At 60.1% G+C, this 25,545-nt stretch carries 22 protein-coding genes and 1 riboswitch; of the genes, 5 read left to right on the top strand and 17 right to left on the bottom strand.

Translation table 11 applies throughout. The features are described from left to right. Positions 1–55 precede the first annotated feature (55 nt). From H4W29_RS10275 to H4W29_RS10265, 3 genes are all read left to right on the top strand, one after another. The gene (locus H4W29_RS10275) at positions 56–964 is read left to right on the top strand and encodes a LysR family transcriptional regulator (RefSeq protein WP_192728825.1); all 909 of its coding nucleotides are present in this window, start codon (positions 56–58) and stop codon (positions 962–964) included. Between the two features lie 71 nt (positions 965–1,035). Continuing rightward, complete coding sequence (locus tag H4W29_RS10270; protein WP_113299657.1) at positions 1,036–1,272, top strand: Lrp/AsnC ligand binding domain-containing protein; 237 nt, start codon at positions 1,036–1,038, stop codon at positions 1,270–1,272. A 103-nt stretch (positions 1,273–1,375) separates the two neighbouring features. Then, positions 1,376–2,542: a glycosyltransferase family 4 protein gene (locus H4W29_RS10265; protein WP_192728824.1), complete on the top strand. Its 1,167-nt coding sequence runs from the start codon at positions 1,376–1,378 to the stop codon at positions 2,540–2,542. A 15-nt stretch (positions 2,543–2,557) separates the two neighbouring features. Here the strand turns inward: H4W29_RS10265 and H4W29_RS10260 are convergent, their stop codons facing one another. The 9 genes from H4W29_RS10260 to epmA all read right to left on the bottom strand — a co-directional run bounded on the left by H4W29_RS10260 (position 2,558) and on the right by epmA (position 15,369). Further along, entirely contained in the window at positions 2,558–5,869 is a 3,312-nt protein-coding gene (locus tag H4W29_RS10260; RefSeq protein ID WP_192728823.1) for an oligosaccharide flippase family protein, read from the bottom strand. Between the two features lie 88 nt (positions 5,870–5,957). Further along, positions 5,958–7,136, bottom strand: coding sequence for a glycosyltransferase family 4 protein (locus H4W29_RS10255; RefSeq protein WP_192730707.1), 1,179 nt, complete (start codon positions 7,134–7,136; stop codon positions 5,958–5,960). A gap of 46 nt (positions 7,137–7,182) precedes the next feature. Continuing rightward, a complete protein-coding gene (locus H4W29_RS10250; RefSeq protein WP_192728822.1) occupies positions 7,183–9,657 on the bottom strand; it encodes a glycoside hydrolase family 2 protein in 2,475 nt (824 codons plus the stop codon). A gap of 16 nt (positions 9,658–9,673) precedes the next feature. Further along, positions 9,674–10,636, bottom strand: a complete 963-nt coding sequence (locus H4W29_RS10245; protein WP_210332164.1) for a DUF1839 family protein — start codon at positions 10,634–10,636, stop codon at positions 9,674–9,676. Between the two features lie 8 nt (positions 10,637–10,644). After that, positions 10,645–11,553, bottom strand: a complete 909-nt coding sequence (locus tag H4W29_RS10240) for an amino acid--[acyl-carrier-protein] ligase (protein WP_183828900.1) — start codon at positions 11,551–11,553, stop codon at positions 10,645–10,647. A 4-nt stretch (positions 11,554–11,557) separates the two neighbouring features. Continuing rightward, positions 11,558–12,739, bottom strand: coding sequence for an acyl-CoA dehydrogenase family protein (locus H4W29_RS10235; protein ID WP_192728820.1), 1,182 nt, complete (start codon positions 12,737–12,739; stop codon positions 11,558–11,560). After that, the gene (locus H4W29_RS10230; protein WP_112544818.1) at positions 12,739–12,990 is read right to left on the bottom strand and encodes an acyl carrier protein; all 252 of its coding nucleotides are present in this window, start codon (positions 12,988–12,990) and stop codon (positions 12,739–12,741) included. Before H4W29_RS10230 ends, H4W29_RS10235 begins: the two co-directional genes overlap by 1 nt. 265 nt (positions 12,991–13,255) lie before the next feature. Continuing rightward, positions 13,256–14,308: a lysine-2,3-aminomutase-like protein gene (locus H4W29_RS10225; RefSeq protein ID WP_192728819.1), complete on the bottom strand. Its 1,053-nt coding sequence runs from the start codon at positions 14,306–14,308 to the stop codon at positions 13,256–13,258. After that, the gene (epmA, locus tag H4W29_RS10220) at positions 14,305–15,369 is read right to left on the bottom strand and encodes an EF-P lysine aminoacylase EpmA (protein WP_192728818.1); all 1,065 of its coding nucleotides are present in this window, start codon (positions 15,367–15,369) and stop codon (positions 14,305–14,307) included. The genes H4W29_RS10225 and epmA overlap by 4 nt, the downstream gene beginning before the upstream one ends. A gap of 149 nt (positions 15,370–15,518) precedes the next feature. On the opposite strand from epmA, the gene efp reads away from it, so the two are divergent. Further along, positions 15,519–16,088, top strand: a complete 570-nt coding sequence (efp, locus tag H4W29_RS10215) for an elongation factor P (RefSeq protein WP_112544821.1) — start codon at positions 15,519–15,521, stop codon at positions 16,086–16,088. A 111-nt stretch (positions 16,089–16,199) separates the two neighbouring features. Here efp and H4W29_RS10210 read toward each other — a convergent pair whose 3' ends face one another. From H4W29_RS10210 to metA, 6 genes are all read right to left on the bottom strand, one after another. Beyond that, entirely contained in the window at positions 16,200–16,928 is a 729-nt protein-coding gene (locus tag H4W29_RS10210) for an SIS domain-containing protein (RefSeq protein WP_192728817.1), read from the bottom strand. Between the two features lie 11 nt (positions 16,929–16,939). Next, positions 16,940–18,091 carry an N-acetylglucosamine-6-phosphate deacetylase gene (gene nagA, locus H4W29_RS10205; protein ID WP_192728816.1) on the bottom strand — a complete coding sequence of 384 codons (1,152 nt, stop codon included), beginning with the start codon at positions 18,089–18,091 and terminating at the stop codon, positions 16,940–16,942. Beyond that, a complete protein-coding gene (locus tag H4W29_RS10200) occupies positions 18,091–19,122 on the bottom strand; it encodes an SIS domain-containing protein (RefSeq protein WP_192728815.1) in 1,032 nt (343 codons plus the stop codon). The genes nagA and H4W29_RS10200 overlap by 1 nt, the downstream gene beginning before the upstream one ends. Further along, positions 19,119–19,892 carry a GntR family transcriptional regulator gene (locus tag H4W29_RS10195; protein WP_192730706.1) on the bottom strand — a complete coding sequence of 258 codons (774 nt, stop codon included), beginning with the start codon at positions 19,890–19,892 and terminating at the stop codon, positions 19,119–19,121. The genes H4W29_RS10200 and H4W29_RS10195 overlap by 4 nt, the downstream gene beginning before the upstream one ends. Before the next feature lie 116 nt (positions 19,893–20,008). Next, positions 20,009–21,031 (bottom strand): aldose epimerase family protein, encoded by a 1,023-nt coding sequence (locus H4W29_RS10190; RefSeq protein ID WP_192728814.1) that lies wholly within the window; start codon positions 21,029–21,031, stop codon positions 20,009–20,011. A 140-nt stretch (positions 21,032–21,171) separates the two neighbouring features. Then, positions 21,172–22,095, bottom strand: coding sequence for a homoserine O-acetyltransferase MetA (metA, locus tag H4W29_RS10185; protein ID WP_192728813.1), 924 nt, complete (start codon positions 22,093–22,095; stop codon positions 21,172–21,174). A gap of 47 nt (positions 22,096–22,142) precedes the next feature. Further along, positions 22,143–22,220: riboswitch (SAM riboswitch) on the bottom strand. 147 nt (positions 22,221–22,367) lie between these two features. Between metA and H4W29_RS10180 the strand changes: the two genes are divergently transcribed. Then, positions 22,368–24,233, top strand: coding sequence for an ABC transporter ATP-binding protein/permease (locus H4W29_RS10180; RefSeq protein ID WP_192728812.1), 1,866 nt, complete (start codon positions 22,368–22,370; stop codon positions 24,231–24,233). A gap of 45 nt (positions 24,234–24,278) precedes the next feature. Here the strand turns inward: H4W29_RS10180 and H4W29_RS10175 are convergent, their stop codons facing one another. Next, the gene (locus H4W29_RS10175; protein ID WP_192728811.1) at positions 24,279–24,908 is read right to left on the bottom strand and encodes a DUF5666 domain-containing protein; all 630 of its coding nucleotides are present in this window, start codon (positions 24,906–24,908) and stop codon (positions 24,279–24,281) included. A gap of 164 nt (positions 24,909–25,072) precedes the next feature. Next, the gene (locus H4W29_RS10170; protein WP_192728810.1) at positions 25,073–25,471 is read right to left on the bottom strand and encodes a VOC family protein; all 399 of its coding nucleotides are present in this window, start codon (positions 25,469–25,471) and stop codon (positions 25,073–25,075) included. Positions 25,472–25,545: the final 74 nt, after the last annotated feature.

The following is a 25,545-nucleotide window of genomic DNA, read 5'->3' as shown; positions in this document are numbered from 1 at the left end:
AGGGCCTCCGAGCTGTGAATATCGACGTTTCGGAAACAGCTCATTCTCAAATGGAATGATAATGCTCTCACCAAGACGCTTTTTGCCGTCGATTTCCCATCTCGCCGCATTCGAAGCGGCAGCCCGTACCGGCAGCGTGACGGCAGCGGCCCGCGAACTCGACCTGACCCAGAGCGCCGTCAGCCGCCAGATCAAGGCACTGGAAGAACAGCTCGGTGTGGAACTTTTCCTGCGCGAGCGCCAGACCGTGCGCCTCACTCTTGCCGGCGATGCCTATGCGCGTGAGATCCGGGAAGCGCTGCGTCGCATCTCCAGCGCCTCGCTCAACCTGCGCGCGAACCCGCATGGCGGCACGCTGAACCTTGCCATCCTGCCGACCTTCGGCACCCGCTGGCTGGCGCCGCGCCTCGGTCGCTTCCTCGCGGCCAATCCGGGCGTGACGATCAATCTCGTCACCCGGCTTTCCTCCTTCGATTTCCGCCTCGATTCCATCGACGCCGCCATTCATTTCGGTCATCCGCATTGGCCAGGCGCTGAACTTGCCTTCCTGATGTCGGAGCGCACGCTGCCTGCCTGCAGTCCGGGTTTCCTCCGGCAGAATGCGATCTCTCGCCCGGAAGATCTGCTGACAGTGCCCCTCCTGCATCTGACAACCCGCCCCGATGCCTGGGAGCGCTGGTTTGCCGATAATGGCGTGGCCTTCGAAAGCGTCCATGGCATGCTGTTCGACCAGTTTGCCACCGCAGCACAGGCGGCCATCGCCGGCCTCGGCGTTGCCCTTCTGCCGACCTTCCTCATGCAGGAGGAGTTGAAGCGCGGCGATCTCGTTGCTGCCGTCGATCGTCAGATGGAAAGCCGCGAGCGCTATTACCTCGCCTTTCCACCGGAACGCGCCGATTATGCACCGCTTGCCGCCTTCCGCGACTGGATCGTCTCCGAAGCCCGTTCGGACGAGCAGACGTAAGGAACGGCTTGCATCGCAGCAACGGTTTCGACCATTATGCGCGCCATCAGAATTCGATGCAGGAAAGTCCCATGAAGCCGATTTTCGTCCAGCTCCAGTGCGCCCCCGGCAAGACCTACGAGGTCGCTGACGCCATCTACAAGACCGAACTGGTCTCGGAGCTCTATTCGACATCAGGCAATTACGATCTGCTGCTCAAGGTTTACATCGAAGAAGGCCAGGATATTGGCAAGTTCATCAATGACAACATCGCCAATATCCCGGGCATCATCCGTTCGCTGACGACATTGACCTTCAAGGCATTCTGAAGCTATTAACCATTCTGCCAATAAAGCCGGACGAGGTGCATCCTCATATACCGCACCTTAAGGGCCGGCATGGCTGGTCATTCCCACAGAGAATAGGTGGGAAATGTCCCTCTCCATGATAGAGACCGTCGAAAACAGGCCGCAGCCGAAAGCTGCGCCCCTCGTCGTACATGTCGTGCGGCAGTTCCTGCCCAACCGCGGCGGCCTTGAGGACGTGGTCGCTAACCTTGCCCGCCAGACGCTGAAACGCGGCTACCGCGTCCGTGTTGTCACCCTCGATTCCCTCTTCACCACGCCCGACGATAAGCTTCCCGCGCTCGAAACCATCGACGGTATCGAGGTTGTGCGTATCCCCTGGACCGGCAGCAGCCGGTATCCGCTTGCGCCGCAGGTTTTCCGCCATATCGGCGATGCCGATCTCATCCATGTCCACGCGATCGACTTTTTCTTCGATGCGCTCGCCTGGAGCCGGCTTCTGCACCGTAAGCCCATGATCGTGACGACCCACGGCGGCTTCTTCCACACGAAGAAGTTTCTGGCGATCAAGAAAGTCTGGTTCCGGACGTTGACCCGGCTTTCGGCGATGGCCTATCGCCGCGTCGTCTGCTGCAGCGCCTCCGATCTCAACCAGTTCATCCAGATCGTCCCCGATGGCATCGCCATCGAAAACGGTGCCGATATCGGCAAATTTGCCGACGCGGCTTCGCGGAGACCTGAACGACGCATCGTCACCCTCGGCCGCTTCTCGGTCAACAAGCGGCTCGATCATCTGCTGGATGCAATGACGGCACTCGCCAAGCGCGATGCTGGTTGGCACCTGGATATTCTCGGCGCAGAATCCGATCTCGATGCCGCCGATGTCAGGCGCGAAATTGCTGTAAGATCGCTGGAAAAATCCGTCAGTCTAATGATTTCGCCGGATAACCAAACAATCCGCGATGTGATCGCCAAGGCATCCCTTTTTGCTTCCGCTTCGGAATACGAGGGCTTCGGCCTCGTTGCACTGGAAGCGATGAGCGCTGGCTTGCAGCCGGTGCTGAATTCCAACGAAGCCTACCGCGTGCTTGCCGGGCGACATGAGGCGATCGCCCTTGCGGACTTCACGAAGCCGGATGCAGCGGCAGATGCGATCGAGGACGCCTATCGGAAAGTCGCCACCGAGGGTTCGGCCCTGCGGGAGAGCCTCATGCAGGCAGCCCACGCCTATTCGTGGGACGCCGTGGCCGAGCGCTATATCGACCTCTACCGGTCGATCGAGATTACAATCTAGAAAATCAGGAAAATCTCAGGCTTTCGCCAGTCGGACGATCTCGTCGAGCACCAGCTTGCGCGATTCCGGCGGCGTCAGGTTGTGATCGGCATCCTGCAGCATCACCACCCGCACATTCGGGTGCCGGGTAAACTTGTGACCGCGCGGACCAAAGTGGAAATACATGTGGTCGAGGCCAACATCGCCTTCGCTGTAGATCAGCGTCAACGGCACCTTGCGTTTGCCGAGCGCCGTAAAGGACTGACGCACTTGGCGTGCGATATGACGACGGCCAGGAATAAGTTCGACGAGCGGCGCAATGCGCGGCGAAAGCCGGCGGCCGACCGCGATGAAGATGTTCTGCAGAGCCGCGAAGACATCGACCTCGCCGCGGAACAGGCGTCTGACCGTATCGAGCCGCATCATTCGCTGGCCGTAGTCGTCGACGCTACGCGGAACGGAGACGACATGCTCGCGCCGCACCGGCATCTCGGGATCCCAGTAGTAGACGAAGGGATTGATGGAAACGATCGCCTTCAGACGCTCATCCTCGATGCCCGCGCGCAGGGCAACATAACCGCCGCTGCAGCGACCTGCGACCATGATCGGTCCTGCGACATAGCTTTCCAAGAGATCCAGCGAAGCAAGCGCGTCTTCCGTTTGCGTCGCCGAATAGAGGACCTGTTCCGGCGCATCCGGGCGCGGAACGCTGTCACCGACATTGGCGGAATCGAAGCGCAGCGAAACGACGCCCTGGCGAGCGAGCTCGCGCGCCATATCGACAGTCGTACGACCCCAGCCGGCATGCCGGTCATAGGCCGTCGACATGAAGAGCACGGCATTGCCCTTGATCTCGCCCTGCGGCCGGCTGATGACGCCGATCAGATGCTGGAAGGCTCCGAAACGAACCGGAATTTCCTCAAAACCATCACCCGCGAGCGGCTGGTTTTCGACCTCCTGCGGAGAGTGATCCGCGGATGTGGCAGGCGCGGTTGTCTCGACAAGCCATTCAGTGAGCAACGCGATAACTGCCATCGGCGTCTTGGCAAAGAGCGGGTTCGTGACCAGCTCGTCATAACCTTCGAAAACGCGTTGCTCGACATTGCCGCCGAGCGCTTTCAGCGCGTCGGCGAAGGCCGTATCATCAACCCGAACCGGGCGCTCGAGGATCAGGTAATTCGGTGCTGCGAGATCCTGCGGTGAACTGATATTGAGCTTGCCGATTTCCGCAGCGATCGCGTCCGGCAGGGTCAGACCGGCGATCTGCACCTGGGCGCTCGGCGCATGCTCCTTGCCGAGACCGAGGTCGGCATGGATAATCCGCGACCACATATTGATTTCGCGCAGATGCCCCCTGCCGCTCAGAATAGGCGCAAGCAGCACAACGCTGTCGACACCCTCGATCGAATGGCCGGTCAAATGAGCGAGCGTGCCGCCGAGGCCCTGACCGACAAGGATGATCTGCGAGCAGCCACTGAGCGCCTTCAACTTTGAAGCGGCTGCGCGGATGGAGTTCTTCCAGATTTCCAGGCTCGGCGTCTGATTTCCAAAATCGAGTGCGTCACCGGTGCCCGTATAATCGAAACGCAGGCTCGCCACGCCGATGTCGGAAAAATGCTCTGCCGCTACACGATAGAATTTTCGCGTGCACATTTCCTCGAAACCCCAGGGGCTGACGAAGAGAACGGCAGCGGAACGTTTTGCGACGTCAGCCTTTTTCGGCATGAAGAGACCGATCGTCCCGTCGAAGACAACCGGAAGGGCGGCGGCGCGACCGGCGCCTTCTGCCGGTTCGCGCGAGAATTCTTCGTTGACCGGCTTCTTCTCGTCCCCTTCTGAGGTCGGCGGGGTGATAAAATTGACGGCACGCCTTGCCGGTCCCTGCAGCAGCGCCGGCATCTTGGCGAGGATCGAGCGCAGCACCTGGATATCTTCGGCCGGAACGGCGCGGAGGACTTTCAACGCAGAAAAATACGCAAATGTGCCAGCGATGATCGCAGCGACGAGACCAATCGGACCCTGGACGAGCTCAAGTGCAGTAATGGCACCGCAGGCGCAAAATACCGCCGCGAGAGTAATCTTCGTAAGGCTGAGATAAAGGCCCGAAAGCTGAGTTCCGAATCCCGTTTGTCTGACCATCATTACCGACATCGCAACAAATACGGCTATGCGCACAAGCGCGGCACCCTCGGCGGCAAGACTAGGTACGATGAGTAAACAACCCACTACCATCAGGAGGCCACCTATCACACTGATTTTCAACCGTACATTGGCCTTGTCGATTGAAAGCAGGTACAGGCTGAGAACCTGCATTAGCGTGTAGGCAGGCGCGACAAGCGCAAGCAGGGCAACAACTCCGCCGCTTCGGTCGAAGGCTTCGCCGAAGACCACATGCACCAGTTCGCTGGAGATCGCAGCAAGCCCGAGGCTCATGGGCAGCACAATATAGGCCATGCTGCGGATGACAGCGGCAAAGGCCTCGACCGGGAACTTCGAGTCGGCGCTGGTATGCCGCCGTTCCGAATAATAAGGGAGCAGGCTGCCGCTCATCTGGATGGGAAGCTGCAGCGCGATATTGGCGATCGACAGGCCGGCAGCATAGAAGCCGACCATTTCCACCGACCAGAACTGCTGCAGGAAGAGCAGTTCGATGCGGTTGAGGAAGATCGAATCGATGATGAACTGCATTGACAGGATGACCGAGGACGACGCCAGATATTTGAGCGAGACGCCGCAGCGGTCACGACGGGTAACGAGGATCGGCAAGGTAGCGACGAAAAGCACGAGCTGGCCGAGCGCATAGCCGACAAGCACGCCCAGCACCCCATAAAAAACGGCGCCGACCGCCACGCCCACAAGCTGGAAGACCGAGACGATCAGAGTCAGCTGGAAGAACGTGCCGAGCCGCTTCTCTCCAATAAGGTAGAATTTGACGAAGGAGCCAATTGCCTGGATGAAGAAGAGGATGCCTGTCACCAGCGCCACCGACGGCGCGGTATCGGCCCAGTGCATTTCCTCCGATGTCAGGAAGAACAGGGCATAAAGCCCCAGCAGCACCAACGTGGAGCAGACCATGAAGGTGACCAGGATCGAGGCAAATCCCCTGCGCTGTTGGAAGCTGTAGCCCTGCGCTGAAAGCTGCGGCAGCGTTTTCAGAAGCGTGATGCTGGAGCCGAGCTCAGCAATCGAGGCGCCGGTGACGACGAGCCAGAGCGAAAAGGCAACGATACCGTTGGCCTCGGGGCCAAGCAGGCGCGCGGTTATGATCGAGGAAGCGAACCCCGTTACCAGAAGCAGCATGCCCGCCGCTGCATTCATCACCGAATTTGCAATAATGCCCTTCGACATCCGTCCATCCGCTAGAAGCCGCACCGCGGCCGAGACAAACCATCTCTAAATTGAAACCGTTAAAATAAAGGGGAGTGGTGTCCTCAGCTTAACTCGCCTGCATCGCAGAAAGCCGTGAAAGCGCCTTGTCGTAACTGTGGTCGGCGAGATGACGCACCAGATAGTCTCGCGCGCCCTCCGCCTTCCGCTTCGCAGCGTCGGGATCGGAGTAGATGCTCCTCAGATGCATTGCTGCAGTTCCTGGCGAAGGATCGGCCCAGACGGCAGCCTTGAGATCGGCAAATTCCGGATGGTCATCGACAACAGGGATGAGTGAGGGCTCGACCAGCCAGGTATTGTCGGGGTCGCAAAAATCAGTCGTCCCCGACCATCCGGTCGATACGACGGGCGTGCGATGCATGATCGCTTCAGCCACCGTCAGGCCGAAGCCCTCCGAGCGATGCAGCGAAAGATAGGCGTTGGAATCGCGGATAATGCCGTTGATCTCCGAACTCGCCAGATTGTCGGTAACGATCCTGATCTTCGGGTCGCCCTCGACGGACCGCATGAGCGTCCGAAGCGCCTCATCCCTTCCCGGGTTGCCGCTCGCCTTCATGAGCAGGAAGGCGCTGGGGCATTCGGCGCTGAAGAGCCTGAAGGCTTTGATCGCCGCCTGCGGGTTCTTGCGGTTGATCGACGAGCCGGCACTGAAGATGAACGATACGAGGAAAGCATCCTCGGCAATTCCGAATTTCTGCCTGATACCGTCAGCTGCCGGCCGCTCGGTCACCGGGTGCGGCACGACAACGACAGGTGCAGTAGTATGCGGCGCGATTGCCCGTCTGGTGAATTCCGAGGGAACGAAGACGGCGTTCATATAATGCATGGCATTGCGCCATTCCGCCGGCACCACTTCAAGCTCCCAGGCCCAATAACCGATATTGAAGGCACGGGTAAAATTCCCGAGGCCTTTCTTCAGGATGGCGCGCGGCAGCATGGGAGGGTTGAGATGCCATATGCGGCTTCCCGGCTGGCCATCGGAGATTTGCTCGGACGCCCATTCGACTAGCTTGCCTTCATCCGGATGCGTACTGACATCGGCCAGCATGATCTCACGACCCGCCTGCGAGAGCGCGGCAGCACAAAGCCGCGCGGATTCACCCACACCCGCCGCCATCGACAGATAACCGACGATCTCGACCGGTCGGCGCGGATTGAAGGCAAGCCGCGATTTGACAATCAGCCGCTGCAGCAGATGCCCACGCACGCTTCGATAAACGCCCCGCAAAGCCTCTTCTGCCTGCACCCTGATCGTCATGACCGCTCCCTGGTCCTTAAAGCGCGAAACGGCGCAAGCCGCCGACGCTCCTGATTTCGCCTGCCGGCAATGCATCGCGATCAATGCCCGCAGCAGCGATGAGCTTCACTCGCTTGGCAGGGCCTGGTGCCAGATGGAACCAGTCCTCTTCGGCCCGGTAGCCTTCGACATCGATATGCACCGACTGGGCAAGCCTGTCGGTCACGAGTGTGATAAACCAATCATCACCCTCACGCAGGAAGGACGCCTCGATCGTCGCGTCGTGGAAGGCTTTCGCCCGGCCACGCGGGAAATGAAAAGCCTGCGCCAGAAGCGCGCCGTCCATCGCCGAGCGCAGCCACGCAACGCTGACGTCATGCGATGGCGCACCGAAACGAAAGGCATAGGTGGCATCGAAGAAGCCGCCGAAGAGATCGGTGCAGGCAATCCGCTCCACGCTTCTTGGATCGAGATTGAAGGCCCTGCTACCGCTCGCGACCTGCTGGCGCCCCTCACGGAGGCAGGCGACATCGAGTTCGAGAGCCACCACCTTGTCGGTTTCGTTAATGACATGGACATAGAGGCCATTCGTCCCCTCGTCCGTAAAAACTGCCTGCGCAGGACGGAAGGCCCGGCGCATCGCATGCCAGACAGGTTTGGGCTCGCCAGTGGAATCGATTACGCCCCAGCCGGGACCTGGCAACAGATCCTGCAGGGTCCAGACAAGCGCACCGTTGCAGGTCGATCCCTTGCGCCGCCATTCGGCAAAGGTTTCCTCCAGCACCTCACCTGTGACGGCGCGCGACAGGTCGAGATAACGTTCGGGATCTTCACGGCGGAGCTTGGCGGGGTCGACGTCATAGAGAAGTCCGAGATAAAAGTCCCTGACATCCTCGAAATCCCAGGAGGCACCGCGGTCGCGCGGCACCCGCTCTTTCCAGAGCGGACTGTGAACTGAGGGCACGTCGAGATGCCGCTGCAAGGTCCTTTGCTGCGGTACATGTGCGAAGGCGAGGCTTTCGGCCGCAAAGCGTACCTCGGCGCGGCGCGCATCCTCAAGCGGCCGCATATAGGCGCCAACGCCATAATAGTGCGTGACGCCCGCGTTGGGTGAAAAGGGCATCGCTCCGCCATAGGGCGAATTCGGGACGTAAGGTACGTCAGGCCGCATGCGCTGGCAGATCGCCGGGATGATCTCGTCGGTGATCGGCCCGCTCCAGAAATCCGAGGGCAGGCCGAACATCGCCGCCTGCTGGTGGATTTCGCTGCCGCCGCAGAGCACGGCGAGCGACGGCGAAAGCTGTATGCCGTGCAGGAATTCCTCCACCTCGGCATGCACATGGCCGATAAAGGCCTTGTCGTTCTTCGGATAGTCGAAATTGGCGAACATGAAGTCCTGCCAGACCATCAGCCCAAGTTCGTCGCAGAGCGCGAAGAATTCCGGCGTCTCATAGGCCATGGTCCCGCCGATGCGGATCATGTTCATGCCGGCCTCGGCAGCAAGCCGCAGAAAGGGCTCATAACTGGCGCGCTCGCCCGGCAGCCGCGCTATGTCGGCTGTCGTCCAGACCGCGCCACGGCAGAAAACCCGTTCGCCATTCACGAGAAGCGCAAAATCGCTGCCATCGTCACCGTGGTCGAGCTCGACACGCCGGAACCCTGTCTTGCCGAGCGAATGCTCCGCGCCGTCGAGAACCAACGTCACGTCGTAGAGATGCGGCGAGCCATGCGTATGCGGCCACCAGGCCTCAACCTGAGGCAGTTTGAGGATCGCCGAATAATGCCGGTCGCCGATCTTCTCGAAACCCTGCTCGATACCGGCGCAGCGCAGAAGCATAACGGGCTCTTCGCCATCGGCATGAAGAGAAACGCTGAGCCGTCCCGCCCCGCTTTCCTCCAAAACGGCACGCACCGTGACATTGTCGACCGAGGCAACGCTCCGACGCACGAGCGAGATCGGCCGCCACGGCCCGACCGCATGGATTTCCGGGCACCAGCCGGGCATATGCCCGAGCAGCGTCGTGCGGATATTCTTCAGCCCTTGCGGCGTGATCATCTGCGGGCGCCAGCGGGCTCGCAGTCCGGGTTCGCCAAGGCGGTGGGCGAGCGCCCGGAAGCAGAGCGCCAGTTCATCGCCGCCCGCGAGCGTCACCGGTATCTCATGGGCGGTGAACATGCTCTCGGAGAAAAGGATCTCCACGCCGTTGAGAAAAACATGGCAGACCGTTGCCAGTCCCTGAAAACGCAGGAGCGCCTCGCCCGGCTCCGCATCGAAGAGGCGGGTCAGATACCAGGCATCCCTGGTGTTGAGCGCCTGGGGATTTTCCCGATCGAAAAGCCCGGCTTTTTCCAGCGCTGCTGCGACAGTGCCTGGAACGGGTGCCGGAATGAACTGCGCCGACAGATGGATATCGTGCGGCGTCGCACAAGCGTCAGGCTCGGTCAGAACCAGATTCCAGCCTTCGGAAAGCAGGCTTTCCTCAGCCCCTATGCTTGCCAACCGCCCCCGCATGGTCAGATCTCCGGCTTCAGGTCCGCTCCGCGAGCGATGCCATCATCGAATCCCATGCATCGGCAGCCGGATCAAGAGCCGCTTTCAACGGCTCGAACCTGCGGCGGGTGACAGCACGCGCAAGCTGGAACTGAACAGACTTCGCCGCTTCCGAGATATGGCGCGCTTCCTCGATCGCAACGCCGAACTCGCCGGCCGAAAGCCAAGCCAGATGATCGGCCGCGAGTTCGAAATTCGCACCCACCTGCCGTAGCGTGTTGAAGGCATATTTGTGGAAGAAGCCGAAGGGCCGATCGGCTACTCCCTCAACCTGTAGCGGAAAGACCTCGGCAAAAGCGCGGATCGGATTGGCGCTCGGGCGGCGCCCGAAATGGAAAGCCAAAAGCCGCCGCGAAACCTCGCGCAGATGTACTTCGCCGACAGGCCGTTCCGGGAACTTGGCGAATTCCGTATAGGGCAGGAACGGTGCATCCTCATCTGTCAGATGCGACTGGAACAGCCCGTCGAAATCCTCACCCTCGATACGGAAATAACCGGCATTATGGAAATAGTCGACGCGCTTGGCGGCAAAGTCCAGCCGGTTGATCGCAACCGTGGTCTTGCCGTGCTCCTGCCTGTAGGCGGTGCCACGCGTATCCGGCATGTAGAAGGAATCCATCTCGATCAGGCAGAGCCGCCCGCGGGCGATCTGCACCTCGACATGCCGCTCCACGCGGTCGTAGATCGCAAGCTCGGTGGTGCGGATGCCATAGAGCGCTTCGAGATCTTCCAGCGGCACCTTGAAGAAGGTGAACTGGTCGCCCTCGAAATCCTGCGTCAGCGTAAAGCCGAGCATCGCTTCGGGTGCGATGCCGAAAGTCGAGAGCACCTCGATCCAGAGATCGATATAGCAATTGGTCTCCGGCCACATGCGCTCGCCGGAATGCAGCGCATGCGGCTTGTAGGTATCGGGATCGATACCCGCAAAAACCGAGGTCATGGAACCGCTCAGCCCCACAGGACTTTCCGCACGCTATCAGGCCATTCCTTAACGTCGAGGCCGTGGTGATGGAAGAGCGCGAGCGCGATTCGCTCGAGGCCGAAGCCGACGCAGGCGGTATGGGCCACGCTGCCGTCCTCGAGGTTCAGGCCCCATTTCACGCCGAAAGAGTCCTGATGGTAGTTGAAGCTCATGCAGGCCGTCGGGTTTGCCGACGAGGTGATCGGGATCAAGAGCTCGAACTTCAGGTTCTGGTCGCGCTGGTTGTTGACCATCATCTTGCCGGCACGGCCGAAGAACGGGTCGTTGGCAACATCGATCGTCACGTCGAGACCGACCTGCTTCATCATTTCGACGCCGCGGTCCATCCAGCTCTGACGGAAATCGGTCACATGCTGCTCGGTGCCCATGCACACATATTCGCGCATGCGGAAAAGCTGCTGACGGGCCGGATCCTTGGAAGGCTCATGGCGGAAGCAGTAGGATTGGAGATCGAAGAGGCCACCCTTGGCCGGCAGGTTGCCGCGCTTGGCAACTGTCGGATAAAGCGGATAGCAGGCGGCCGGCGTCAGAACGATATCGGTTGCCTTCTGATCCTTGGTCCAATCCTCGCCGACTTCCATGCATTGCAGCAGGCTCATATGGTCGAGTTCGCTGCCGCAGAAGCTGTGCACCGTGCCGGCAAGCTGCGGGAAGCTCTTCATGTAGCCGCTCTTTTCGAAGAGCGCACGGTTCATGCCGGGCGGGAAACGCATCGCTTCGGCGCCATCGGCGCCACCGAACCTGTCGATCAGCCGTTCGAAAGCGGCGATGACGTCTTCGAACTGGCCGCTGCGGCCATAAAGACCGTCAACGCCGGTATCGATCAGCAGGCCGGACTCGAAGAGCCGGTCCAGAAACGAAGTCTGCATATCCATGGCTTTACCCCAGTAGGCTAGTGTCCTGCTTATGGACAAGGAGCATGCTCGACGTATTGCCGAGGATGCGGTCGTTCGAGATCATGAGCTGCGCGGAATGCGCATCGCGCAGATGGCGTCCGAGGCTGAAGGGCGTACCATTCTTGTAGCCCATGATGCCGCATATCAGCATGGCATGATTGACGATCTCCAGGATCGTTTCCGAGGAAGCGATCTTGACGTTGTTCATCGCCACGGCAAAGCCCATCGAGGAAAGCTTGTCGCCGTCAGCCTTGGCGTCCTCATAGGCCTTGAGGCCGGCAACCACATTCGACTTCACCATCTGCAGGAGGTTGGAAACCTCAGCGAGGCGAAGTGCGCCGGGCGGGGTAGCATCGGGAGACTTGCGGGCAGCGGCACGCACGAAAGCCTGTGCGCGGGAAACGGCGTCAACCGCGATGCCATACCACACGCCGCTCCAGAGCAGGTGCGAAGAGGCAAGCATCGACTGGGCAGCAATCTCAGCGAATGGCTTCGGCAGGATCTGTGCGGCCGGTGCTTCACCCTTGAAGAGGAAGCCGTCGGAGCAGGTCCCGCGCATGCCGAGCGTGTTCCAGGCATGCGTCTTTTCGAGCGTGTACTGATCTTTCAGGAAGGCGGTCAGGACCTGATCGGAAGAGGCGGCCTGCGGATGGCTGCGTGAAGTGATGAGAATGGCATCGGCATGCGAGCCATAGGAAATGACCGTCGCATCCTTTTGCAAGCTGCAGATATCGCCGTCGACTTCAATGGCGCAGATGCTGTTGCGCAGATTTCCGCCGATCCCCCCTTCGGTGGTGGCGGAAGCGATCAGAAGCTGTTCGGCGGCGATACGGCGCATGAAGGCGCTATGCCATTCGCTGTCGACGCCGTGTTCGACGAGACTCGAAAGCTTGATATGGTGCATGGCAAAGACCATCGCGCTTGCCGCGCAGGCCTGACCAAGCATCGAGCACAATTCGGCAATATCGGTCGTGGAAGCAGCCTCGCCGCCAAGATGGCGGGGGATCTGGATACCGAGCAGCCGCTCGGCCTTCATCGCGTTGACGGCTTCCTGCGGGAACCGGCCTTCGAAATCGACGGCATCCGCATGCCTTGCCGCAATTTCGGCGACGCGGGCAGCCCTTGCGACAAGGCTGTCTTCCGTGATCTTGACCGGAAAATTCATCAGGCGACCTTTCGGCTATCCTGGATGAGATCAACCGTCTTGACGATCGCCGAGATGCTCGCGAAGGACTTGCGGTTCAGGAGATTATCGGGAAACTCGATGTCGAAGGCCTCTTCGATGCCGAGCATGAGTTGCACGGAAGCGAAGGACGTCAGGCCCGCAGCGTAGAGATCCGCATCGTCGGCAACCTGATCAACGGGCACAGGAAGCTTACCGAACTTGGCTACGAGGTCGCGGACTGTCTTGTTCATCCCATTCACTCCAGATTTTCATGATCCTGAGCCGGCATTCATCGCCTTTTCATGGGAGTGCTTTTAGTAGAGAAAACAGAACATTCCGCTAATATAATTAGTTAAATATGACTAAGACTCATACTTTGCATTTTACGGATCATGCTTAGCTGGGGCCTAATACTTCATTTCTATCAATAGTTTGATATAGCCCGAGAAATCCGGCGGCAAGTCGCCCAAGCCGTGCGAAGTGCAGAAATGGTACGCCAAGAGCGCGTTTCGTGCGTCAATCTACGGGCGGATAGGGATGCTCGTTGCCACGATAGTCCGAAATCGAATAACAACCCTCGCCGGTTGCCTGCACGGCGGTTTCGCCGATCACGGCCTTGCCGTAACCGCCGGGAATATCGAGAATATAGGTGGGCTGGCAAAGACCGGAGATACGACCGCGAAGCGAGGAGACGATTTTCTGCCCCTCCTCTATCGACAGCCGGAAATGACTGGTGCCGGGCGCAAGATCCGGATGGTGCAGGTAATAGGGCTTCACCCGCGCCTCGACGAAGGCTCGCATCAGTTCCGCCAGAACATCGGGATCATCGTTGACGCCTTTCAGAAGCACCGACTGGCTGACCATGACGATGCCGGCATCCACAAGACGGGCACAGGCGGCGCGCGCTTCCGCAGTCAGCTCGCGCGGATGGTTGGCGTGCAGCGCGACATAAACTGTCTTGCCGCTCGCCTTCAGTGCGGCGATAAGTTCCCCATTGATATTCTGCGGATCGACAACCGGCACCCGCGTGTGGAAACGCACGATTTTTACATGCCGGATTGCCGCAAGCTCGCTTAGAATGTCGCCGAGACGACGTGGTGAAAGCACCAGCGGATCGCCACCGGTCAGGATCACCTCCCAGATCTCGCTGTGGCCGCGAATATAGTCGAAGGCGGCAGCCAACGCCGCCGGCTCGAGAGTGCCAAGCCCCTGCGGCCCCACCATCTCGCGCCGGAAGCAGAAGCGGCAATAGACCGGGCAGACATGCACGGCTTTCAACAGCACGCGGTCCGGATAGCGATGCACGATGCCTTCCACTGGGCTATGCGCATGGTCGCCGATAGGATCGGCCCGTTCCTCCGGCGTGGTCACCAGTTCCGCCGCATCGGGCACAAACTGCCGGGCAATCGGGTCGGCCGGATCGGCATGATCGATCAACCTTGCCATGGCAGGCGTCAGCGCAATGGCATAGCGGGCAGCAACCTCATCGAGCGCCAGTCGCTCAGCCTCCTCGATCAGGCCTGATCTGACGAGATCGTCGACACTCTTGATCGGCCGCAAGACGTTCATCGACCATACTCCGCAACAGGCGCCCAGAGCACCTGATCGATCCGCGACGCTCCCGTCGCCAGCATCACAAGCCGGTCGAAGCCGAGCGCGATGCCGCTCGCTTCCGGCATGATCGCCAGCGCAGCCAGAAAATCCTCGTCGAGCGGATAGGTCTCACCATAGACGCGCATCTTCTCGCTCATCTCGATCTCGAAACGCCGCCGCTGTTCTGCGGCATTGGTCAGTTCGCCGAAGCCGTTGGCAAGCTCGACGCCGCAAGCATAGAGCTCGAAGCGCTCCGCCACGCGCGGATCGCCTGCCGAAGGTCGCGCGAGAGCCGCTTCCGAAACAGGATATTCGTCGAGAATGGTGACGCGGCCGAAGCCGAGATGCGGCTCAACCTTTTCCACCAGTACCCGGCTGAAAAGATCGGCCCAATGATCATCATCGGCAACGCGCATGCCGATCCGCCGCATTTCGGCGGCAAGATGCGCGCGATCAGTCGAGCCGTCAGCAGATATAGAAGCCAGAAGATCGATGCCGGCATGGCGGGCGAACGCTTCTGCGACGCTGATACGCTCCGGCCCGGCGAAGGGATCGCACTCGGTCCCGCGATAGGCAAGCATCCCGGTCTTGACCGTCTCGGCAGCGAGCGCCAGCATGCGCACGCAATCCATCATCAGGCTCTCATAGCTTTCACCCGCCCGATACCACTCGAGCATGGTGAACTCAGGATGGTGCAGCGGCCCGCGCTCGCGGTTGCGGTAAACATGCGCAAAGCAGCCAATGCGTTCTTCACCGGCGGCAAGAAGCTTCTTGCAGGCAAATTCCGGCGATGTGTGTAGGTAAAAGGGCGCAGCCTGTCCGTCCGTCGTCAGCGCCAGCGTTGCAAAGGCATGCAGATGCGCCTCATTACCGGGAGACACCTGCAGCGTCGCAGTATCGACCTCGATGAAGTCCTCACGGGCAAAATAACCCCGCAGCGCTGACTGGATCGCGTTGCGTCCGATGAGGAACGGGCGACGATCGGCATGCACTGATGGTGTCCACCAGGGAGACGCCTTGGCGCTCGTGAGGTTCATACAACGCTTCCTTCCCGGATTCGGCGGGGATGGGGTGGCTATTTCCGCGATTTTAGGTTAGTGCCGCCCCGAAGAAAAAACATTTTGCGTCTTCAGGACTATTCTGACTGTCCTCTACGACGCCGAAAGCCGACTTACAAGGAAGTCTTATGGTCAAGGTCATCGCCTCTTCGGTCCGCAAGGGCAACGTTCTCGATGTCGACGGCAAGCTCTACGTCGTTCTCACGGCTCAGAATTTCCACCCGGGCAAGGGCACGCCGGTCACCCAGGTCGACATGCGTCGCATCGTCGACGGCGTGAAGGTTTCCGAACGCTGGCGTACGACCGAACAGGTCGAGCGCGCCTTCGTGGAAGACGTTAACTTCCAGTACCTCTACGAAGATGGCGAAGGCTTCCACTTCATGAACCCGGCCACCTACGACCAGGTCGTCGTCAGCGCCGAAACCATGGGCGACCAGAAGGCCTACCTCCAGGAGGGCATGACCTGCATCCTGTCGATCCACGAAGGCAATCCGCTGGCGCTGGAACTGCCGCGTCACGTCACGCTTGAGATCGTCGAGACCGAACCGGTCGTCAAGGGCCAGACGGCTTCCTCCTCCTACAAGCCGGCCATGCTTTCGAACGGCATCCGCACCTCGGTTCCGCCGCATATCGATGCCGGCACCCGCGTCGTCATCGCGACGGAAGATAATTCCTACGTCGAGCGCGCCAAGGACTGATTGCATCAGTTTTCGGAGTTTAAAACGGCCTGAAGCAACCGCTTCGGGCCGTTTTTATTTTTGCCCGATGGCGAGACAGCAAATAGGCCGGCAACATGCCGGCCTATTTGCTTAGAGATGAGGATTACGCGGCCGGTACTTCTTCACCAGCTTCTGATTGATCTCGGCCGCACCCGGCATGTTGGCGCTGAGATAGACAGGCGCGTCACCGGATTTCGAAAGCTGCGAAGCAACATCTGCGAAGATGGCGTTGATGACCGTCACCCCGACCGCCGTAGACACCGGACCGACACGAAGACCCGTGCCTTCTAGATCGAGGACCGCGTCGCCTGGCGGCAGCCCGTTATCAAGCACCACGTCGGCCACATCGGCAAGCCGCCGGCGGCCATTGGCAATCGCCGTCGAATAGGCGATCGAAGTGATGGCGATGACCTTGGCACCGATCTCACGCGCATAGTCGGCCGCCTCGATCGGCGCGGCATTTACGCCCGAATTGGAGGCGATGATGATGACATCGCCCGGCTGCATGCCGTAACGCTCCAGCATCGGCCGCACCAGGCCCTGCGTGCGCTCATAGACCGAGCTGATGACCGCCCCCTCATGCAGCATGGCCGAGCCGACGAGAACCGGCACCGTGAAGGCAAGCCCGCCAGCGCGGTAATGCACCTCTTCCGCCAGCATATGCGAATGGCCGGTGCCGAAGACATAGACACGCTTATCGGCGCGGGCGGCCTCGAGGATCACGGCGGCAGCCTGCGCCATTGCTTCGGCAAGTGCCCGCTTCAACTCTTCCAGCCGACCGATCAGATTGGAGAAATAGGCGTCAGTGATGTCTGTCATCGGCCGCCTCCTTATACCGGTTCACCGCTGAGCCAGGTCGCCGTTACTTCGATCTCATCGGTAAAGTGCACGAGATCGGCGCGCGCGCCCGGCGAGAGCTGACCACGATCGGCAAGCTTCAGGAAGCGCGCCGGATACAGCGTCGCCATCCTCAGTGCCTCGGCAAGCGTCAGTTCCAGATAGGTGACGCCGTAGCGGATCGTCGAAGCCATATCGACATCCGAACCCGCCAGCGTGCCATCCGACAACACGAGTTTGGAACAGAAGCCGCCTCTTTCGCGCCGCACGGTACGGCCGTTCAGCGTGAACGTATCCATCTTAGAGCCGACCAGCGACATGGCATCGGTCACAAAGAAAAGCTTGCCTTCGCCACGCTTGGCGCGCAGTGCCGTTCGCAAAGCCTTCGGATCGACGTGATGTCCATCGGCAATGATGCCGCACCAGACGGACGGATGATCAATCGCGGCACCAACAAGACCCGGCGCGCGGTGCGCCAGTTGGCTCATGGCGTTGAAAAGATGCGTGACACCCCGTGCGCCCGCATCGAAACGCGCTTCAGCTGCCTCGCTCGTGCTGTCGGAATGGCCAATACTGACGATGACGCCGGCTTCGCTGAGTTCGCGCACCTGAGAAACCGTCACCTGCTCCGCCGCCATGGTGACGAGCAGCGTGCCGATTTCCTCGCGCGCGGCGATGAAGGTTTTGACATCCCTGTCTTCGACCGGACGCATCAACTCGGCGAGATGCGCACCCTTGCGCGCCGGCGCCAGATGCGGACCTTCGAGATGCAGACCGGCAACACCGCGGTTCGTCTTCACCGCAATCTTTGCCGCCTCGATCGCTGCAGCCGTCGCTTCTGCTGTATCGGTAATCAGCGTCGGCAGCAGCGCCGTCGTTCCGTACGGCCGATGTCCGTCGGCAATCATGTACATCGAGTCCGGTGACGGCTCGTCGTTCAGCATGCGGCCGCCGCCGCCATTGACCTGCGCATCGATGAAGCCGGCAGACAGTACCCCACCTGCCAGCGTCACGACATCGCCCTCGGGCAGATTATTCAGGCCGACGATCGCCTCGACGCGTTCGTCCCTGACGATCAGCGCCCGCTCGTCATGGAAGCGTTCGCCATCGAAGATACGAGCGCCGGTGAAGATCTTGCGGGTCATCAGACGGTCTCCGTCACCTTGAGCAGGTTTGCCGGCTTGTCAGGGTCGAAGCCCTTGCGACGCGTGACGGACTCGATCAGACGGTAATAGACGAGCAGCGAAACCAGGGGATCAACGAGACCGTTGCCGGTCGTCGGAACCTGCAGATTGACGCCGGCAAGAGGCTTCGTCGAGAAGGGCACGGTGGTAGCGCCGAGCTTCTGAAGCCGGTCGAGTGCCTTCACGTTGTTGTCGAAGGCCGCATCTTCAGGCACGAAGCCGACGATCGGGAAGCCCGGCTGCACCAGACGCATCGGCCCGTGCATCAGTTCCGCAAGAGAGAAGGCTTCCGCATGAAGGCCGGCAGTCTCCTTGGCCTTCAGCGCAGCTTCCAGAGCAATGGCGAAAGCCGTGCCGCGACCACCGGTGTAGAGCGAGGCGGCACTGAACAGAACCTCCTCGGCAGCAGCCGTATCGATGCCCGATGTCGCAGCGAGTGCGGCCGGCAGTTTTTCGAGCGCCGCCTGCAGATCGGCCTTGCTCCCGATCGCAGCCGTCACGCCGGTGAGGGCGGCGACAGATGCAATGAAGGACTTGGTCGCTGCAACGCTCTTTTCGGCGCCGGCATTGAGGCCGAGGACGATATCGGCCTGGTTCGCAAGGGGGCTGTCTGTGACATTGACCACGGCAATCGTCGTTGCGCCGCCCTTCTTGGCCGCATCCTGCAGCGCCACGATGTCAGGGCTCGCGCCCGACTGTGAGACGGTGAAATGGATGCCGCCCTCCAGATGCAGGGGCGCGTTATAAACAGAGGCGATAGACGGACCGATCGAGGCGACCGGCACGCCGCAGGTGATCTCGAACAGATATTTGAAGAAGGTCGCGGCATGGTCGGAAGAACCGCGCGCCGCCGTCGTCACGACGCTCGGGCGAGCGGACGAGAACAGCCGGGCGATTTCGGCAAAGGCCGGCTTTTCCTTTTCGAGCAGGGTGGCGACCACCTCGGGCGACTGGCCCGCTTCCTGCAGCATCAGCGACTGGTTCTCACTCATAGGTCATCTCCAATTCTCAATTCGGCAACGAAATCATAGGCGTCGCCACGATAGTGCGAGCGGGTGTATTCGACGACACGCTGGTCTTCCAGGCGTGAAACGCGTTCGATCAGAAGCGCCGGCGCACCGGCCTTGACGGCAAGAATAGCCGCCGATGAAGGATCGAGCGTGACGGCGGTCAGGCGCTGCATGGCGCGCACCGGCTTGTGGCCACTCTGGGCAAGCGCATCATAGAGCGAGCCTTCGCCGGCGGCATCCTCGCCGAGAAATTTGACCGGCACGACGGCGCGTTCGATCGCAAGCGGGAGCCCGTCGGCCAGACGAAGGCGATCGAGCCGCAAAACCGGCTCATCCACACCGAGGCCGAGCAGGAAGGATTCTTCTGGGGAGGGATTGTTGATGGTGCGCGACAGGATCTTCGCCGCCGGCGAGCGCCCCCGTGAGCGCATGTCCGCCGAGAAGGAGGAAAGCCGCCACAACGACTGCTCCATGCGCTCCACCCTGCTGGAAACGAAAGTGCCGCTGCCGTGGCGCGATTCCAGCGCCCCCGATGTCATGAGATCGCGATAGGCCGTCCGAACCGTCACGCGGCCAAGCTTCAGGGCTTCCGCCAGATCGCGTTCGCCGGGCAGCGCCGTTCCGGGTTTCAGCAGACCTTCCTGGATGAGGCCGGTGAGTGCCTGCGCCAGCCGCTTGTAAAGCGGTCCTGTTGCCGCCTCGTCGCGCAACCCACGGCCATTCAGTTCCGCTATCAGACTGGTTCTATCCATGGGCATGCAATAGAACCTATTTAGAACCAATCGGCAAGCAGATTCACTTCACCGAAAAAGAAAAACCCTCGCCGTGTCCCGCGAGGGTTTCATTGATCTTGGCCGGACGGCAGAGCTCAGCTCTTCGTGAAGATGTAATCCGTTTCCTGCTGCAGCACTTCACCGGGACGCAGAACCGCATTCGGAAAGCCGGCATGGTTGATAGCATCAGGCCAGATCTGCGTTTCGAGGCAAAAGCCGGCGAATGGACCATACTTGCGGCCACCGAGACCGGGCACCGGCACACCGAGCTTGAAGCCAGCATAGAACTGTACGCCCGGCTCGGTCGTGCGCACTTCCAGCGAGACGCCAGAGTGCAGGCTACGGGCAAGCACGACTGAGCGCTTGGCTGTGCGCTCGCGCGAGAAGCAGAAATTATGGTCATAGAGCGCCTGGTCCTGACCATCGAAACGCTTCATCGGCGCCATCACCCGGAAGTCGAACGCGGTGCCCTCGACGGAGCGGATCTCGCCGGTCGGTATCTGCTTCTCGTTGGTCGGCAGGTAGTGGTCGGCGGCGATCATGATGTCATGCGCCAGTGCATCCTCCCGGCCGTCGAGATTGAAATAGGAGTGCTGGCAGACATTGGCGATTGTCGGCTGATCCGTCACCGTCTCGTAGTTGACGGAAAGTTCGCCATTGCCATGCACGCGATAGGTCGCCTGGATCGTGCAGTTGCCCGGATAACCGGCGCGGCCATCGGGATCGACGATCTTCAGCACGACGCGGTCGGACTCGTGCTCGACGATCGTCCAGACGAGTGTACCGATATTGTTGCTGCCGCCGTGAAGATGCGTGACGCCCTTCTCGTTCAGTTCGAGCTGGAAGTCCTTGCCGTCGAGTGTGAACTTGCCGTCGCCAATGCGGTTGGCACAGCGTCCTGGCGTCGCGCCGAAGAAGGGCGAATGAGCAAGGTAACTTGCGAAATCCTCGAAGCCGAGCACGAGCGGTGCATCATGACCCTCTAGCCGCGCGTCCTGGATGACTGCACCCCAGCTCAATACCTTGACCGTCAGTCCACCCCCGCGGATGACGACGCGATGGACGGCCTCTCCATCCTTCGTCTGTCCGAAAACTTCCCGTTCCAATTTGTCCGCCATGATCGACGCTCACTCCATCCCTAGAATTCAGGAACCGGAACCTGCCCCCATTCGCCGCAAACCGCAACCGGGCAGGGCCGGAAAACAAAACGCCGCCGCAGAAATGCGACGGCGTCATTTCTAAACCGGACCGGTGACGTTCAGATGTCCGAGCCGATCTCTTCGATATCGTAAGACGTCGTCTGGTAGATCTCGTTGATCCAGTTGCCGAAAAGCAGATGCGCATGGCTGCGCCAGCGGTTCTGCGGCGCGAGCGCCGGATCGTTATGCGGGAAGTAGTTGTGCGGCATCTTGATCGGCACGCCAGCATTCACGTCGCGGAAATATTCGTCCGAGAGAGATGTGGAATCATATTCCACATGATTGAAGATATAGAGCCGCCGACCCTTCGGCTCATGGACGAGACAGACGCCCATCTCACTCGATTCCATCAGGATCTCGAGGCCGTCGACTTTCTCGATGTCGGCCCGGCGCACCTCGGTCCAGCGCGACACCGGAACCTCGAAATTGTCGGAGAAACCGTTGAGATAAACCGAAGACGGCTTGAGATTGCGGTGGCGGTAAACGCCGAAGGCCTTTTCCTTCAGCTCATACTTCGGCACGCCGTGGAAATGATAGATCCCCGCCATCGCACCCCAGCAGACATTCATGGTCGAATGAACATTCGTCCGGGTCCAGTCGAAAATCTGCTGCATTTCCTTCCAATAGGTAACGTCCTCGTAGGGCAGCGTCTCGATTGGCGCGCCCGTGATGATGAAGCCGTCAAACTTGCGGTGCTTCACTTCCTCCCAGGTCTGGTAGAAGGCGAGCAGATGTTCTTCAGACGTATTCTTGGCCTTGTGGTTGCCGACACGGACCAGCGAGAATTCCACCTGCAGCGGCGAAGCGCCTACCAAGCGTGCCATCTGCACCTCGGTTTTGATCTTGTTCGGCATGAGGTTGAGCAGCCCGATCTGCAGCGGGCGGATATCCTGGCGGATCGCCACCGTTTCGGTCATCACCCGCACACCCTCGTTCACAAGGGTTTCGAAGGCGGGCAGCGTATCGGGGATCTTGATGGGCATTGCGGTCAACTCGATCAAAATAAAAAACCGGCGGCGAAAGAATCGCTACCGGTCCGCACGCGGCCCTTTAGCGACTTATTTAACGTGGCTGCAAGCCGGCCGGCCAAATCACCACGAGGCATCTTAATTAGCGCCAGTCGCGCTGCGAATCAACTGTCAATAGAGGCAGCGGCACAAGCCATCACGCTTTCTTTATGTGTGGTGGAATCTGTTGATGGACCAGTAACGCCCCCATGTTATTAATGGTGTGATGGGCGATTTTGGAAAAAATAATGAAAACTGACGTCAAAGGGGGGAAGGGCATCCAGAGTCAGGACCGGGTGGGATATGATCTCAGCCTGACATATCGACTTGGAGTGATGTTCTCCGCATTCTGGAATTCGCAGGTTCGCAGCAAGGTCGTGGGGCTTGCGATCCTGCTTGTCGTCATCATCCTGGCGACCGCCTACGGACAGGTGATCCTCAACGAATGGAATGCTCCCTTCTACGATTCCCTCGAGCGTCGTGATCTTGGCGAGTTCTTCCGCCAGCTCGAAGTCTTCGCGATGATCGCCGGCGCGCTGCTGCTGCTCAACGTGCTGCAAGCATGGCTGAACCAGATGACGGCCCTTTACATGCGCGAAGGCCTCTCGCGCGATCTCGTCGATCAATGGTTCAAGCGCAAGCGTGCCCTCAAGCTCTCCACCATCGGCATCCTCGGCGTCAATCCGGATCAGCGCTTGCATGAAGATTCTCGCAACCTCGCCGAAAGCACCACCAATCTTGCTCTCGGTCTCTTGCAGTCAACCATCCTTCTCGTCAGCTTCATCGGCGTTTTGTGGGAGCTTTCAAGCGGCTTCATCTTTCGTATCAGTGGCTATAACTTCACCATTCCCGGCTACATGGTCTGGGCGGCGATCTTCTATGCCGCATCGGCCTCGCTATTGAGCCAGGTCGTTGGCCGCAAGCTCGTCAAGCTCAATGCAGACCGCTTCTCCCAGGAAGCAGAGCTGCGCTTCGCCCTGATGCACGCCAACGAAAACATGCCGGCAATAACAGTGGCGCACGGCGAAGAGAACGAGCGCAAACGCATCAATGAAAATATCAGCAATGTCCTTGCTGTCATCAAACGGCTCGCCATGGCGAATACCAACCTGACCTGGGTCTCGGCGGGTTATGGCTGGCTGGTCATCGTCATCCCGATCATCGTTGCAGCGCCAGCCTACTTCTCCGGCGGCCTCACCTTCGGCCAGCTCATGATGTCGGTCGGTGCTTTCAATCAGGTCAACACGGCGCTGCGCTGGTATGTCGCCAACTTTGGCCCGATTGCCGAATGGCGCGCCACGCTGATGCGCGTGACCGATTTCCGCCAGGCGCTTCAGGAGATGGATGATGGCTTCAAGTTCGAGGATGGCATTGTCTACGAGGAAACGGCGCCCGACACGCTGACGCTGAAGGATGTGGTGATTGTTGCCAAGCTCGGTGAGGATATTGACGACTGCGGTGGCTTCCGCCTGCGCGAGACAGACGTGACGATCAAGGCCGGAGAAAAGGTCATGATAAACGGCGATCACAGCGTGAACCGCCGCCTGCTCTTCCGGGCCATGGCCGGCCTATGGCCCTCGGGCCACGGCACGATGGGTCTGCCGCCGATCGACGACATGCTGTTCATCCCGCAGGTCGCCTATGTGCCGGGTGGGACGCTGCGCGAGGCGATCGCATTCCCCGAAAAACCCGAAGACTATGACACGGCAGCCGTCGAAGCCGCGCTTGAGGCTGCCGGCTTGCATTCATTGGTCGCCCGCCTCGATAGCCGCGCACGCTGGGACAAGCTTCTCGATGCCGATGAACAGAAGGCAATCGGCTTTGCCCGTCTGCTTCTCGTCAAGCCGCGCTGGGTCGTCTTCGACGAAGTACTCGAAGGCATGGAGCCGGAATGGCAGCGCACGATGACGAAGCTGCTCGCCACCATGCCGGACACGGGCATGATTTATATCGGCCGCTCGGAAACCTATCTGGAAGTGCTGCACCCGCGCACACTGCATCTGCAGGCACTGCCTTCGAATCCAGACGAGGAACCGGCAGCTTCCGCTGCAGGATCGAGTGCCGCGGCAGCCCCGCCCCGGCACTCTAGGGCAATTGCAGCAAAAACCGTGTAGCGGTTTTGCCTCCGGAATTGTGTGAGAACGAAACCCCGGACAAGCTTACATCGGCGGAATCACGCCGTTGATGCCGACGGCGACCTGCGCGGCCGAGATGCTGCCATCGGCTGCCTTTTCCGCCATGACGATAACTCCGGCGCCCGGCTTTAGATCGTCCTTCGTTGCCGGCGCAAAGGTGACGATCGGCGTACCCTCGGCAATCGAGATGGTCTTTTCCTTGCCCTGATAAGTGAGCGTGATCGTGTGGCCGTCGACGGCCTTGACCGCATTGCTGACGGTCGCATTCGTCATCGAGCTGTTCGGCTGCAGGTCCCATGGACGGCTGCCTTCGCGGGTGCCCTTCATTGCGGCCGGGAAGATCAGCACCTCGATCGCGCCATCGGGACCTGTGCCTTTCGGCAAGGAGGCGACACCGACGAAATCGCCGACCTTGATATCATCGACGGAAGCATTCCTGATACCCGAGACCTTCCAACCAGACTTGAGCGCCACCGTCGCATCGCTGCCCTCGCGGGTCTTGACGGTTAGCGTGTCGCCATTGAGGCTCTCGATCGTGCCGCGTACGCGCACGCGCTGGTTTTCCTGGGCACTCGCCGCCTGCGAAAGGCCGAGCGCGATGAAGCTGCTTGCGGCAAGCGCGATGAATATTCTGGTATAGTATTTGCGAGACATGTGACTCTTCCTTGTCGCCATTGATCGGCACGATCCCCGGCTGCCGGAGCGGTACTCTATGCCGCATGACGCAGCACGGGCGAATCAAGGAAAAGTGAGGAAAACGGACCCCGACAATCCGATTCCAGGCGCCGGAGTCCGCGAACGCCCCTTAGAAAACTGGCTTAACCGGCCGCAGACATATCCATGTACATGATTTCCCAGACATGACCGTCGAGGTCCTGGAAGCTGCACCCATACATCGGCCCCATGTCGAGGATCGGCTTCCAGGGTTTGCCGCCCGCTGCCAGCGCCTTCTTGAGGTAGTCATCCACCTCATCGCGGCTGCCGGCCGAAAGGCAGGTCAGCACTTCCTTGCCCTTCGTCGTATCGGCGATATCGCCTTCGATGAACTGCCGGAAATGACCGTGGGTCAGCAGCATCACATAGATGTTTTCCTCGACGATCATGCAGGCAGCATCGTCAGTGGTAAAATTCGGATTGTAGGAAAAGCCGAGCGCCGAGAAGAATTCCTTCGACTTGACGAGGTCCTTGACCGGCAGGTTCACGAAAATCATGCGCATGAAAAATCTCCGTTCTGACGTGGCGGCACCATGCCGTTGATCACGCTCGGCCCAAGGACGCAGAAAAACCACCC

Origin of the sequence: Rhizobium viscosum, from assembly GCF_014873945.1 — a bacterium.
GTDB lineage: Bacteria > Pseudomonadota > Alphaproteobacteria > Rhizobiales > Rhizobiaceae > Rhizobium > Rhizobium viscosum.
Note: the sequence above shows the minus strand (reverse complement) of the source record. Positions and strands in the feature narration are given on the sequence as shown.